Here is a 14,042-nt window from a genome sequence, read left to right as displayed (position 1 = left end):
TATTCCCATTTAATGAAAATTCACTTAGGGGTGTTATGGAAGTAGAACTGTTTTGGTTTGTTGGAACGTTATGTCTAGCTGGGGCAATTGCAGGTATTACCGCTGGATTGTTTGGAAATGGCGGTGGGTTTGTAGTGGTGCCGGCTTTATTGGCTGTTTTTCCATTTTTTAGCGAGTCATCAGGGGAGTTAATTAAGGTTGCTATTGGTACCTCTTTAGCTTCAATCGTTGTCTCAAGCGCACGTTCTGTGCAAGCTCATAGTAAAAAAAATGCGGTTGATTTTGCGATATTAAAAGACTGGTCAGTGTGGTTGGTAATAGGTGTACTAGTCGGCTTATATATTGCTGCACACACCAGTCCAGAAAGTTTAATAATTGTGTTTGCTACAGGGGTTTTGTTGTATTCGATTTATTTCTTATTTCCGAAATTGTTCAATGGTTCGTCAAGTTCACTAACCATGCCCCAAGGACCTTACAAAGCTGGGTTAGCATCCTTTTTGGGCGGGTTTTCTGCACTTCTTGGAATTGGTGGTGGAACCATAACTGTGATGACTATGGTGATTTGTAATCGCAGTGTTCACCAAGCCATAGCTACTGCCGCTGGAGTCGGGTTTATTATTGGTTTACCCGGAGCAATTGGATTTTTGCTGATGGGGCATGAGGTGACTAACCTACCTTATGGGACAGTTGGCTACATTAATATTCCCGCACTGATGGCAATCAGTGCGGGCTCAATACTAACCGCACCTATAGGTGCAAAATGGGCGCACAGTTTAAATGAGGTGAGTCTAAAACGAATGTTTGGGTTGTATTTAGTCATAGTGTCCATTTCTATGTACTACAAAGCATTTTTAAATTAATTAGAAACAAGCAAAGGGCGACAATATGACTGACAATGTAAGTAGAAGATTGTTTTTAAGAGGAAGTATAGCGACGGCTTCTGCGGTCGCTGCAGGTGGTTTAGTTTCTTTAGACGCGTTGGCGGCACACCATAAGGCACCAATAGTGCATTATGGTCCAATTTCAGGTATTGCAAAACTCAACGCCAATGAAAACCCCTATGGTCCAAGTCCGGGCGCTATCAAAGCTATGATGGAAGCGAGCGCAAAAGGTGCTTATTACGCTGCTGAGCCATACCAAGTTTTGACTGACATGATAGCTGAGAAAAATAGTTTGAGTAGCAAACAAATTTTGCTGAGTTCGGGCTCTAGTGGTGTGTTGTCTTATGCAGCAATTGCCGCGTCAACTAAAGGCAAGATACTTGGGCCGGATTTGTTTTGGGATACTACTGCTAAGGCCCCACAAAAAATGGGTGCAGATAAAATTAAACGTATTGCTAAAACTGCAGACTTGAGTATTGATTTGGATGCGTTATATGCCGCTATTGATGAAGATGTGGCTATGGTTCACGTCACCAACCCCAATAATCCTACTGGTAGTTTATTAGACGCGACTAAATTAAGAGCGTTTTGCATAAAAGCCGCCAAGAAAACATTGGTTCTGGTTGATGAAGCCTATAACGAAGTGACGGATATGCCTGAGAAAAACTCGATGGTGTCTTTGGTAAGGGAAGGGCATAACGTGATAGTCGCGAAAACATTCTCTAAAATTTATGGTCTTGCCGGTATGCGGGTAGGCTATATGATGGCGTCGGAAGAAAATACCAGTAACATTAATCGTTATGGTTTAGGTGGATACGCCATGAATCAAGCAGGGTTGGCTGCTGCTATTGCGAGTTATAATGATGAGGCATTTTTAAAAATGTCAAAGTCAAAGATTATCGAAGGTCGTGAAATGGTTTTAGATGCGGTCAAAGACAATGGATTAACGGCACTTCCTTCGGCAACTAACTTTGTTTTTGTGGATCTAGGTAAAGGAAACGCAGAAATTTTTAGGAAAAAAATGGCTGAGCAAAATGTGTTAATTCGTGGCATTTACCGTGATTATAATAGTTGGTCTCGGGTCAGTATGGGCTTGATACCAGATGTTCAAAAGTATGTCGATGCACTTCCAAAAGCACTTGAGCAAACGTTAGCTTTATCTTAAAAGTGTTAAGTTATGGAGAGTGATTTACTTAAAAGAGTATTTCCCCTCTCCAATTGCCTAAGGAGTGGGCGTCTTTCGTTAATTCAAATATTATGTTGTTGACTACTTGTTTGGCGCTACTAGTAGGGTGTTTTGAGTTACTGACCAATATTACGTCGCGCTTCAGTGAAGGTTTAGTAATAGAAATGGTTTTAACTTGATTGGCTTTTTCTAGATGAAATACCGCTGAAGATGGCAAGATCATTAAACCTAATCCGTCGGTGACATAACGTAAATTAGTCATTAATAACCCAAAGTTTTGTTTATTCCAGATCCTCACTCCGGTCTGGGTTTCGTAGCGATTTAGCATTTGCACAAGGGGGTCAGTTTGACTAGGTAATATTATTTCAAATGCGGCTAGATCTTTGAATTCGATATGGTCACGTTTGCATAATTGCACATACATCTCTTTATTTTTTTCGGTGCCCACTACCAAGTATATGTTCTCTTTAATTAAAGGTGTGCTGCTGAAATTTTTATCTGTGACAGTGTTTTCATACGTGATTGCTAAATCTATTTGTCCATTGCTAAGACATTGATTGAGGAAATCTGTGGTACCGTAATGTAGACAGAGCTCCACATTTGGATAATTATTCTGAATAGCTTGTGTTAACGGTATTGCCAATACATTACAAACAGCTTGGGCCATTCCAACGGATATGCGTCCTGATGGGTTGGATTCTGTTTCAACAATTTCGCTCTTTGCCATTGCCATTTGGTGGACAATAGACTTTGCTCTTAAATAGAATTTCTCGCCGCATTGCGTGAGTCTAACACCTCTAAAATCCCGTTCGAATAATTGCACTGACAATTCGTGTTCTAAACTAGAAATCTGCTGACTTATAGCGGGCTGTGCGATGTCTAGGACTTTTGCTGCCCTTGTTATACTGCCGTTATCAGCAGTTTTCAGAAAGTATTTCAGTTGTTTGCTATTCATTCAGTCAATCTTTCCTAACGTTCTCACGGTGAATTTTATTTTTAGGATGAAAATAGTTCGCCAATTACATTGGTGTCACGCAATTTAGCGCAATGCAATATAGTTGTGCAATCGAGCTATTTATGCGCATTTACGGTTCATTTCTCGTCGTATAGCTGTTGTTGGCAACACGTTTGATGCATTTAATACAAGTAACGTGCCATTGAAATCTACTCAAACCCCGTGATAGATAGGGTCCCAATAGGCATAAGAAAACCCTTGGGGGGCTATACACAACCTGCATTGCTGCTTGGCACTTGTGTTGCTTTTTATAATTAAGAAGCGAGGTGTATTGCTGTTGTTATTGCCTGAAATGGTGCATTGCACATCCATAGTCCACTTCGTTTCCAAACTGAGAATGAATCGCCTTTTTAAAACGCTGCAGCACTCAGTTTTTAGGAATACACATATCGCTCACTACAAGAGGTTAAATATGCTCAAACTACATAAACTTAGTCTATCTATCCGTCGATCACTGCCAGCTTTAGTGGTCACGTCTGGGTTAACCATGATGTCACCGAGCATTTATGCCCAAGATGCAGAACAAACCAATCAAGCCGATTTGGAAAAAATTATAGTCACAGGTTCTCGAGGAGTACCTAGATCGGTTGCCGACTCTCCGGTGCCTGTTGATGCGTTTAGCGAAGATGACTTAGTGTCTGTGTCTTTTACCGATACTAACGATATCTTAAAAACCCTCGTGCCTTCATATTCTTTATCCCGTCAGCCTATATCTGACGGTGGGTCGTTTATACGTCCAGCAAGTTTACGTGGCATGCCAACCGATAAAACCTTGGTATTAATTAATTCTAAGCGTCGACACCGCTCTTCTTTGGTTCAGATAGGTGGGTCAGGAACCCAAGGGGCAGATATCGCCACTATTCCCTCATCCGCGTTAAAAGGGGTGGAAGTACTACGTGACGGAGCTGCCGCTCAGTATGGTTCAGATGCTATTGCTGGGGTAATAAACTTTCAGTTAAAAGATAACGATGAAGGTGGTTCGTTGTCAGTGGATATGGGGCAATATTACGAAGGCGATGGTGAGCAGTATACTGTAACCGGAAATATTGGTTTTGCTCTTGGTGATAAAGGCTTTTTTAGCCTATCAGGTGAAATATCCGATACCAGTTCAACCAGCCGTAGCGAACAATACTGTGAAGGTTGGGCGTGTGTGGATGTCAATAGTGAAGATTTCTTAACAGGTCTAACCACCTCACTTTCTGGTTATTCTGAGGAAACGTTTATTGCTGGCTTAGCTGACGCCAACCTAGGCGGAGAAAGTGTGGTACAACCTTGGGGCCAACCCAATAGTTCTGCCGTTAGATTGTTTTTTAATTCAGGTTATGACGTTAGCGATACGATGAGGTTATATGCCTTTGGTAACTATTCGGCCAGTGAATCTGATGGTAGTTTTTATTATCGATATCCGGGCAACGGCACTATTGAAGACATTCGCCTAGAAGATGGTTCACTTTATTCTCCTCTTGAGAAATTTCCAGGTGGATTTACACCTAGATTTACTGGAGAAATTACTGATCTATCAATAGTGGGTGGTTTAGAAGGCGAGTTTGCTAACGAAATGACCTATGACTTTAGCGCTCGTTTTGGTTCGAACAAAATTGAATATACCTTAGAAAATACTATTAACCCGTCTATGGGCCCTGATTCTCCCACCAAATTTCACCCTGGTGATTTGATTAACGAAGAATTACAACTTTCAGCTGACTTTACGCAATTTTTTGATGTGGGATTTTCTACTGAGCTTGTACTGGCATTTGGTTTGACTTACATGGAAGAAACTTACGAATTAGTTGAAGGAGATCCTGATTCTTATAGTGTCGGGCCATATTCAAGCCCAGATCCCTATGGATTTTGTAACTCTGATGGTACTGCAAGTACCGCAGGTCTAGCAGTTATTTTAACCGGTTCTAGCTTAGATTGTAGTGATTCAAGTGACGCTGTGTATACAGCTGTTGGCGTAGGCTCAAATGGCTTTCCTGGATATTCAGACATTTATTCAGGTACCTATGAACGCGACATGGCAGGACTTTATGTTGATCTAAGCACAGACGTTACCGACGCCCTATTCTTGCAAGGTGCTTTGCGATATGAAGATTATTCGGACTTTGGATCTGAACTAGTGGGCAAGGTCGCCTTTAAATACAGTTTGACTGACGACCTTAATTTACGGGGCTCTGTAGGTACTGGTTTTAGAGCACCGACACCAGGTCAACAAGGTACAACAAACGTATCAACTCGTTTACCTGATGGCTTACCTGTAGCCACTGGCCTTTTCCCTGCATTGAGTGATGTAGGACAGGCTTTAGGTGCTGAAGCGTTAAAGCCTGAAACGTCTTTGAATTTTAGTTTAGGTATGGCAGGTACCTTTGATGCACTTAGTTTAACAGTCGACTTTTATCGTATTGATTTGTCTGACCGCTTTTATGCGGTATCCACAATAGATGTATCGACCAATCCTGACGACGGCGATGCCTATGATAAATATCTAGCGTTAGTTGCGGCAGGTGTCGACGGGGCAAATACCATTGGCGGTGTAAATTACTTCCAAAATGCGTTTGATACTGTTACCAACGGCATGGATATTGTTGCCACTTATACTTTGGACGACACGGTTTTAACGGGCTCGCTGAATTATAATTCGACTGAAATAGATTCAGATGCATCATTGTATCTTAATAAAGAAGATGAGTTTGATTTAGAAAACTCACTACCTGAATGGCGTGGGGTATTATCTGCTAAGCATAGTTTTGATATGTTAAGCATATTAATACGAGGTAATTTTTACGGCGCATACGAAAATGCGATTAGTTCAGACGCCACTGTTGTGCAAGAGTATGACGCAGGGGTGATGTTTGACGTAGAAATGACTTACCAACTCAGTGAAAGTTTGTCACTTGCAGCTGGAGCCCGAAACATTTTTGATACCTATCCGGATAAAGATGGCGTGATGATCGACGGCTCTCTTAACCGTGATGACTGTTGTGGTGTAGTTTACTGGTCAGGTAACGATGTTGATTGGCAAGGTGGTTACTACTATGCTCGATTAAACTATGTATTTTAAGATTAACATTGTTTGTTAGATAATAAGCCGTCATAAATGACGGCTTATTTTTGCGTATCTTCTGAGCGTAACGTGAATGGCCTTATTCGTTGTCTTGTAAATCAGTGTCATCAGCAATTTCTGGCCAACGATGACGAGTAATACGCACAATCATGCCAAATAGTGGATGATCAAAATAGTGCACTTGTTTGCTGATTACTCGCCTTAGCTGATTAAAATTAACACTTTGCAGGTAATTTTCTTGGTCTAAATAGTTGTCTTTATCTAAACCGTGAACTGCCGCGTTAGCCTTTAATGCCGGAGTTTTTAGCGCCTTTTCGGGATCATATACAGGTTGCCGATAGTTTAAATCGCTATCGATATGTAAATATGGAACCCGTCCAACTCTTCGTAAGTAAACAGTGATTCCGCCGTCTAATTGCCACAGTTCTTTAAGTACTGTTGAATCCAAATTAACGGTCTCCTGAGACTGTTTTTCACTAGATACAGAGAAGTCAATTGGCGAGTCATCAGCCAACGCTTTTTCAATTTCTAAAAATAGGTCCTGAGTAAAAATGGGTTGTGAACCTACAATATTGGCTGATAATGCTTGCTGCTGTTGCGGTGATAAAAGCGCCAGTTCTTGTTGTGGTATATAAAACTCTTCGGTCTGTTGTGAACGATTTAATTCATCATTTGCAGCAGTAGGGAATCGAAAGCCCTGGGTATCAAAGTGTTGAGCATAATTTTGCCCAGCAAATAACCTAATTGTTTGTGAATTTTCGCGGCCAAAATGTACTTGTTGTCGCCAGCTTAAATGTAGAATTGGATCAATATCACGCTGCTTCTTAATCTTTTGGTATAAGTCATCCATGCGCAAAGTAGACTTAGGCAATAAACTCGCCGCGCGTTTTTGTGGCCATTGTATTCCATCTATCACTACTGGAACCTTTGTGATCAAACTTGTTCGTTGTACCAAGTCCTGTGTTTCTTGCATGTAAGACATGGATGCAAATGTCGGATCAATTTGTTCAGAATACGCGCAGGGAAGTTGTTTAGGAATTTGCCATTCAATAAACTCAACGTTAACCGGCGGTCTGCTATGGTTAAGCTCGGTAGTTGAGTCTAATGGTGAGTGGGGCGCTACACTTTCATTATCACCTAGTTCTAAGTTGATTGGTTTTTTGTCATTGTCCTTTGAGGATTCAGCTAAGGAATTGTGGTCGTCAGATTGAGCAAAGATATCTGTTGTCGCTACTTGGTATTGAAAACTCCCAGTGTCGCTATCTTCAGAAGTATTACTAGCAGGCACTTCCTTTTGGTTGGTCGATGAAATATCGGCTACTGCTAGCGGATCTTGTTGTGAGGTTTCTGATTCTTTTTCAGAAACGTCTGAAGCTGGAAAAGCAAAATCTTGTTCATATTGTGATTTAACCGCCTGTTGATTTGAAGCTCGGCAGTAATCTAAACCGGCTCGCAAGTAACGCAAATCTGGGTGAAGATAGGGAGTAAGTAAATCAATATATTGGTTATCTGCTGGCAAAAGCTGTGATTGTACAAATTTTTCAGAAATATCCGCCGCTTCCAAATGACGCTCAAATAAAATCACTTCAACATCAAACCACCACTGTGTTTCTGCTGCGTTCAAAGGTTGCGATAAAATACTGGCACTTAACAAGGTAGTCAGTGCGTTTTTTACCCAAAATGCCCTTTTTTCTATGGGATTCACGGAATGGTTTATGAGTTTATCTGTCATTAAGCAGCTCGTAATTGTTGGCTAAACTCGGTTAGCATATTGTTAAACAGTTCAAGTCTATCTTTGGCGGATTCAGTAGGCACGTTAAATTTAAGTTTTTGTGGTCCGTCTAATTTGTAGATCCTGGGTTGTGACTGAATCAATTTAATAATAAAGCCCGGGTCTATTTGGGTTTGCTGAGAGAACTCAACAAAGCCTCCTTTGTTGGTTCCCTCCATTTTTGAGATGCCCACTTGTTTGGCTTTGAGTTTAAGCATGGTCATATCTAACAAATTTTTGGCACTTTGCGGTAACAAACCAAATCTATCAATTAACTCAATTTGTAGCTCATTAACCGCTCTTTCATCTTTGCACCCAGCCAGTTTTTTGTACAGAGACAAACGTAAATTCACATCTGGAATATAATCGTCTGGAAACAACGCAGGTAAGCGTAAATCTATCTCTGTTTGCTCTGACAGCGCTGTCTCCAAAGAGGGTTCCTTGCCTTCTTTAAGAGCTTCAACTGCTTGTTCTAACATATCCATGTATAAGGTAAATCCGATACTAGAAATTTGCCCTGATTGTCCATCACCGAGTAATTCACCGGCGCCACGGATCTCTAAATCATGGGTCGCTAACGCAAATCCAGCACCTAACTCTTCTAATGATGATATGGCATCTAGGCGTTTGGCTGCATCTTTGCTTAATCGTCTGCGGTGAGGGGTCAGTAAATAAGCATAAGCTTGATGATGTGAACGACCTACACGGCCGCGTAATTGATGCAATTGCGCTAAACCTAGATGATCAGCTCTGTCCATCACTATAGTGTTAGCCGACGGGACGTCGATACCGGTTTCTATAATAGTGGTACATAACAATACATTAAATCGCTGATGATAAAAATCAGCCATAACTTTTTCTAATTCACGCTCAGGCATTTGCCCATGGCCTATGGCAATACGGGCTTCTGGCACTATCTCAGCAATTTCTTGTGCGGTATTTTCAATGCTATCAACTTCGTTATGTAAAAAGTAAACCTGACCTCCACGGAGGATTTCGCGCATAATGGCTTCACGTATTAATCCTTTGTTGCGTTGTTCTACAAAGGTTTTGATCGGTAATCGTTTAGCCGGTGGCGTAGCAATAATAGATAAGTCACGCATGCCACTTAATGCCATATTTAAGGTTCGTGGAATAGGCGTGGCGGTTAGAGTTAAAATATCAACATCAGAGCGTAGCGCTTTGAATTTTTCTTTCTGACGCACCCCAAATCGATGCTCTTCATCAATGATAACTAAACCAAGATCGTTAAATTTAAGACTGTCTTGTAATAATGTATGGGTACCTACCACGATGTCGACTTTGCCTTCACCAATGGCTGATATGGTTTGTTTGGCATCTTTGGCACTAACAAAACGTGACAACACTTCTATTCTAAAAGGGCAGTTAACGAAACGTTCCTTAAAATTCTCAAAATGTTGTCCTGCTAGTAACGTAGTGGGTACTAAGATCGCCACTTGTTTACCTTGGTTAGCGGCAATAAATGCGGCTCGCATTGCCACTTCGGTTTTACCAAATCCCACATCGCCACAAACTAATCTGTCCATTGCATTGGCTGATCCCATATCTTGGATCACTGCGTTGATTGCTTTTTGTTGATCTAAGGTTTCTTCAAAGGGGAAACTATCACTAAAAGCTTGATACTCATCCCAGGCTATTTTGAAGGCATATCCAGGTTTAGCTGCACGTCTTGCGTACACATCTAAAAGTTGAGCCGCAACATCGCGGACTTTTTCAGCGGCTTTCTTTTTAGCCTTGGCCCAAGTTTCGGTACCCAAGTGATGTAGTGGTGCGTGTTCGATATCGCCACCACTATATCTGCTAATTAAATGTAGTGACGCAACAGGTACGTATAACTTAGATTGTTTAGCGTATTCGATGGCCAAATATTCAGTGGTGATCCCACCTGCATCTAACGTTTGTAACCCTAAGTAGCGACCCACACCATGTTCAAAATGAACTACAGGTTGACCAATTTGTAATTCCGCTAAATTGCGAATAATGGCATTTTCATCAGTGCCTTGGCGCTTATCGCGTTTTCGCCTATGGCTAATTTTGTGTCCAAGCAATTCGGTTTCGGTAATAAAAGCGATGTTACTTTTGGGCTCGTTGAGTAAGAAACTAAACTCGGCCGCACCTATAGTAATGCCTACGGGGGTGTCACTGTTTTTAAAGTCTTCGAAGGTTTCAAAAACCTTGGGTTTTATCTCCGCTTTACTGAGTATTTCCAATAAACCTTCGCGGCGCCCGGCAGATTCCGCACTAAACAACACTTTGACTTTCTGGGTTTGCCAATCAGTAACCAGTTGTTTTAGGGACGTCCAGGGGACTTTGTTTTGTGGTTTTAGCGCTACATCGCCCACTGGTGCAGTGGCAAAGTTAACACTACCGGATTTGTCGCTGGTTGCTTGGTTTTGTAATTGCACTCTTGGCCATTCCTTTAGTGCACCAAATAACTCTTCAGAACGCATAAAAATATCAGCGGGATGCAACAAAGGGCGCGCAAGATTATAACGAAGTTGTTCATACCTATGATTGACATCTTTCCAGTGGTTTTCATGGGCGGCTTGTAAATCACCATGCATTAACACAGTTGTATCTTGGTTTAGGTAATCGAATAAGGTGGCGGTTTTATCGAAAAATAGCGGCAAGTAATATTCGATTCCGCCTGGCATTAAACCTTTACCTACTTGGTAATATATAGACTCTTTGCTGTTATTTGCGTCGAACTTGCTTAGATATTGCTGCCTAAATAACAAACCCGCTTGTTTGTCTGTGGGAAATTCTCTTGCGGGTAACAGTTTAATTTCATCGACTTTGTCTCCAGATCGCTGAGTTTCCGGATCAAAGTGCCTAATGGTATCTACTTCGTCGTCAAATAAATCAATGCGATAGGGGTGCTGACTACCCATTGGGAATAAGTCAATAATACTGCCGCGGATAGAGAATTCACTATGTCCCATAACTTGATTAACATGTAGATATCCAGCGCGCTCTAACCCTTGACGAAAACTATCAATATCCAATTTTTGATTTACTTTTAATATCAGCAAATATTTACCAATATAATCCACAGGCGCCATTCGCATCATTAAGGTGTTCATAGGAACAATAAACACTCTGCGTTCATTTTGAGTCAGCTGGTAAAGGGTCTCTAGGCGTTGTGAAACGATATCTTGATGGGGTGAAAAGTTATCGTAGGGTAGGGTTTCCCAATCAGGAAATAACTGAACTTCAACCCCTTGACCCTTTAAAAAGTAATCAAGTTCCTTCTCTAGTTTAATTGCACTGGGTGTGTCTGCGGTAACTAATAATATCGGACCTTCAGCGAGTTTTGCGGCATAGGCTAAAACCAATGCCGCACTGCTGCCTTGGAGATTGCCCCAATGGCGAATATCGTTTTTAGTTTTAAGAGTTGTGTTCGGTAAAGGTGGTGAATAAATACTGTGAGTCATTAATTGTTTTCGTTTCAGTTCTTTTTAGAGTTTTTCTTGGGTTTTACGTTTGCGTAAATTAGCTGCTTGTATATGTAAACTCGCTTTAACCAATAAATCCTGATCAACTTCTCGGATACGCGTAAAAATCAAGGATACATGGTACTTATCATCTACGGGCTTACAAGTGATAACTTCAGCAAAACAAAAAATGGCAGATGCTTCTTCCCTTAGAAATAGCTTAAGTTCGATTGCTACGCCAACTTCTAGTGGGTCTTCGCTATCAATTACAATGCCTCCGCCACCAAACTTTAACGATAGCGAGCTTTGTTCATGCTTCGCGTGCTGTTGCAAAATTAGTGACATCATTAAGTCAATTTTTCGGGATTGATGATTTAAAAATTCCGCCAATTCTACCGCATGTTCCCCCAAGCGACGCAGTGGCCTTAGCGCTTTGGTATCAATGCTTGATAATTCACTGGCTATTTGAAACTCGTACGGCATATGTTGATGTAAATCTTCAACATCAGGTAAAAGAAAATCGTCTTCCAATAAACGCATATTGACTGGAATAGTGTGCTTGATCATGAAAAATTCATCAAATTGTTGATGCTTTTGTTCAAGCGATAAGTTTTGCATTTTCTCTCCCAGGTTTCGCTTTGCTTGTGAGATTTACGTCAGGCACGTATTATTCAACATCATTCGTCACTATACCAACAGTTAAACCTTTATTGTTTAGTTGTTTTGTTGTCATAAGAGTTTCTTTTTATGTTTTACCCAGTCTCGGCCTTTATTGGTTTGCGTTACGCCAAAGCGTCTAAAGGTAGCCATTTCATTGCATTTATCAATTTTTTTTCTGTTGCAGGCATTGCGCTTGGGTTAATGGCATTGATCACTGTTTTATCTGTTATGAACGGGTTTGAGGGGGAACTTAAACTTAGGAATTTGGGAATAACCCCACATATTCTAGTACAACATAAACCGGGTGTAGACCCGAGCTCAACCACCTTTGATGGAGTAGAAGGCGTTGTAGCGAGTGCCCTTCAGATAGATGCAGAAGGTATCATTCAGTCGTCAGCAGGGTTAACAGGCGTGATGTTTCAGGGGATTCAACCAGATGTTATGCAACAATCATCTATCATTGGTCAGAATATGTTAATTGGTCAGCTGACTGATTTGGCTAAAGGTGAATATGGGATTGTTATTGGATATGCGCTGTCTAATAAATTACGCTTGCGGATTGGTGAATCGGCGCGTTTGATTTCTTCAGAGAATAGTTACTTTGGGCCTTTTGGGCGAATTTATAGCCAAAGGGTATTTCGAGTAGTGGGTATATTTGATTTAGGTTCTGCGTTAGATGATAAAGCGGTATTTATGCATATTGATGACGCTGCGAGGTTAATGCGAAGTCAAACCTCTAAACTCGCTCAAACGCGGTTATTTCTGGATGATGCCTTCGAATATAAAAGTGTGGTGAAAACGCTTGAATCACTAGGGTACAGCTCTACTAACTGGCGAGATCAACAAGGTGTGTTATTTGATGCCGTGAAAATGGAAAAAAACATGATGTCGCTGATGTTGCTACTGATAATATCAGTCGCAGCCTTTAATATAGTATCGGCATTAGTGATGGTAGTATCTGAGAAGCAGGGTGACATTGCGATACTCTTAACTCAAGGTATGACTCGTACTAAAATTATGGGGATCTTTTTATTCAATGGTATCTACAATGGAATAAAAGGCACTGTTATCGGTGTGGTTGCGGGTGTTTTATTAGTGTCACAAATCAACAATCTGATTCAACTATTAAATTTACCTGTATTTCTTAGCCCCGAAGGGCAAGGCGTGCCTACTGATTTACAATGGCAACAAGTGCTATTTCTTATTGCTACATCACTTATTTTATGTTTTTTGGCTAGCCTTTACCCAGCTTATCGTGCGGTAAGAGTGAACCCGGCCGATGCGTTAAAATATGAATAAATTCTCGTTCGGTATATAATGGCTGGCTAATAGTTATATATTCGGGCAACTGCGCTCTAATTTTTAAGGTTTATCAAATGGAAAAAACGTTTATCACCGCACAACAGTTACTTGAAGATTCGTTTCGAGTGGCGGCCCAAGTTTATGACAGTGGTTTTAGACCACACTTTATCATCGGCATTTGGCGTGGCGGCGCACCAATTGGTATCGCAGTACAAGAGTATTTTGATTTTAAAAAAGTAGAAACAGACCATATTGCTGTGCGTACCTCTTCTTATTATGGAATTGATCAACAGTCAAAAACCATTAAAGTACATGGTTTACATTATCTTATTGAAAATGCTAACGCTGAAGATAGCCTATTGATAGTGGATGACGTATTTGATTCTGGTCGCAGTGTCGATGCATTAATGAAACAAATTAAGAAGTTATCACGTGCGAACATGCCAAAAGATGTACGTATAGCGTGTCCTTATTACAAACCACAAAACAATAAAACCGATATCGTACCGGACTATTTTGTTCATGAAAGTGATGAGTGGTTGGTATTTCCCCATGAGATATCCGGTCTCACGCCAGATGAAATTATTCAAGGTAAATCAGATCTTAAAAATGTGATGCATCTACTAAAACAGGATTAATTGGCATTAGCGTCAATCGATTATTGTTTACATAAAAAAAGACAGGTATCTGTAATGCTGTTCACTTAAG

Annotated in this window: 9 protein-coding genes; 5 read left to right on the top strand and 4 right to left on the bottom strand. The window is 40.9% G+C overall.

Features of this window, described 5'->3' with window-relative positions; translation table 11 throughout:
• Positions 1-35 precede the first annotated feature (35 nt).
• Both KO534_RS00390 and KO534_RS00385 read left to right on the top strand, forming a co-directional pair.
• The gene (locus KO534_RS00390; protein WP_215926043.1) at positions 36-860 is read left to right on the top strand and encodes a sulfite exporter TauE/SafE family protein; all 825 of its coding nucleotides are present in this window, start codon (positions 36-38) and stop codon (positions 858-860) included.
• A 25-nt stretch (positions 861-885) separates the two neighbouring features.
• On the top strand, positions 886-2,046 hold the full coding sequence (locus KO534_RS00385; RefSeq protein WP_215926041.1) for a pyridoxal phosphate-dependent aminotransferase: 1,161 nt from the start codon (positions 886-888) through the stop codon (positions 2,044-2,046).
• A 28-nt stretch (positions 2,047-2,074) separates the two neighbouring features.
• Here the strand turns inward: KO534_RS00385 and KO534_RS00380 are convergent, their stop codons facing one another.
• Complete coding sequence (locus KO534_RS00380; protein WP_215926039.1) at positions 2,075-3,022, bottom strand: LysR family transcriptional regulator; 948 nt, start codon at positions 3,020-3,022, stop codon at positions 2,075-2,077.
• Positions 3,023-3,569: 547 nt separating this feature from the next.
• On the opposite strand from KO534_RS00380, the gene KO534_RS00375 reads away from it, so the two are divergent.
• Positions 3,570-6,143: a TonB-dependent receptor plug domain-containing protein gene (locus KO534_RS00375; protein WP_436836561.1), complete on the top strand. Its 2,574-nt coding sequence runs from the start codon at positions 3,570-3,572 to the stop codon at positions 6,141-6,143.
• 82 nt (positions 6,144-6,225) lie between these two features.
• Here the strand turns inward: KO534_RS00375 and KO534_RS00370 are convergent, their stop codons facing one another.
• The 3 genes from KO534_RS00370 to KO534_RS00360 are packed head-to-tail and all read right to left on the bottom strand — an operon-like array spanning position 6,226 to position 11,990.
• Positions 6,226-7,878 (bottom strand): CsiV family protein, encoded by a 1,653-nt coding sequence (locus KO534_RS00370; RefSeq protein ID WP_215926035.1) that lies wholly within the window; start codon positions 7,876-7,878, stop codon positions 6,226-6,228.
• Positions 7,878-11,372, bottom strand: a complete 3,495-nt coding sequence (gene mfd / locus KO534_RS00365; RefSeq protein WP_215926033.1) for a transcription-repair coupling factor — start codon at positions 11,370-11,372, stop codon at positions 7,878-7,880. The genes KO534_RS00370 and mfd overlap by 1 nt, the downstream gene beginning before the upstream one ends.
• Positions 11,373-11,396: 24 nt before the next feature.
• Complete coding sequence (locus KO534_RS00360; protein WP_215926031.1) at positions 11,397-11,990, bottom strand: PilZ domain-containing protein; 594 nt, start codon at positions 11,988-11,990, stop codon at positions 11,397-11,399.
• A gap of 129 nt (positions 11,991-12,119) precedes the next feature.
• Between KO534_RS00360 and KO534_RS00355 the strand changes: the two genes are divergently transcribed.
• Positions 12,120-13,331 carry a lipoprotein-releasing ABC transporter permease subunit gene (locus KO534_RS00355; protein ID WP_215926029.1) on the top strand — a complete coding sequence of 404 codons (1,212 nt, stop codon included), beginning with the start codon at positions 12,120-12,122 and terminating at the stop codon, positions 13,329-13,331.
• A 77-nt stretch (positions 13,332-13,408) separates the two neighbouring features.
• Positions 13,409-13,972, top strand: a complete 564-nt coding sequence (locus KO534_RS00350) for a phosphoribosyltransferase (RefSeq protein WP_215926027.1) — start codon at positions 13,409-13,411, stop codon at positions 13,970-13,972.
• Positions 13,973-14,042 lie beyond the last annotated feature (70 nt).

The sequence above is a fragment of the Paraglaciecola arctica genome (assembly GCF_018861065.1).
GTDB classification, from domain to species: Bacteria; Pseudomonadota; Gammaproteobacteria; order Enterobacterales; family Alteromonadaceae; genus Paraglaciecola; species Paraglaciecola arctica_B.
This window is presented reverse-complemented; position numbering and strand designations above follow the sequence as displayed.

Bases quoted from the DNA above. Each gene is read 5' to 3' on its own strand.
- KO534_RS00390 (WP_215926043.1), top strand. From the start codon at position 36: ATGGAAGTAGAACTGTTTTGGTTTGTTGGAACGTTATGTCTAGCTGGG.
- KO534_RS00385 (WP_215926041.1), top strand. From the start codon at position 886: ATGACTGACAATGTAAGTAGAAGATTGTTTTTAAGAGGAAGTATAGCG.
- KO534_RS00380 (WP_215926039.1), bottom strand. From the start codon at position 3,022: ATGAATAGCAAACAACTGAAATACTTTCTGAAAACTGCTGATAACGGC.
- KO534_RS00375 (WP_436836561.1), top strand. From the start codon at position 3,570: ATGATGTCACCGAGCATTTATGCCCAAGATGCAGAACAAACCAATCAA.
- KO534_RS00370 (WP_215926035.1), bottom strand. From the start codon at position 7,878: ATGACAGATAAACTCATAAACCATTCCGTGAATCCCATAGAAAAAAGG.
- mfd (WP_215926033.1), bottom strand. From the start codon at position 11,372: ATGACTCACAGTATTTATTCACCACCTTTACCGAACACAACTCTTAAA.
- KO534_RS00360 (WP_215926031.1), bottom strand. From the start codon at position 11,990: ATGCAAAACTTATCGCTTGAACAAAAGCATCAACAATTTGATGAATTT.
- KO534_RS00355 (WP_215926029.1), top strand. From the start codon at position 12,120: ATGTTTTACCCAGTCTCGGCCTTTATTGGTTTGCGTTACGCCAAAGCG.
- KO534_RS00350 (WP_215926027.1), top strand. From the start codon at position 13,409: ATGGAAAAAACGTTTATCACCGCACAACAGTTACTTGAAGATTCGTTT.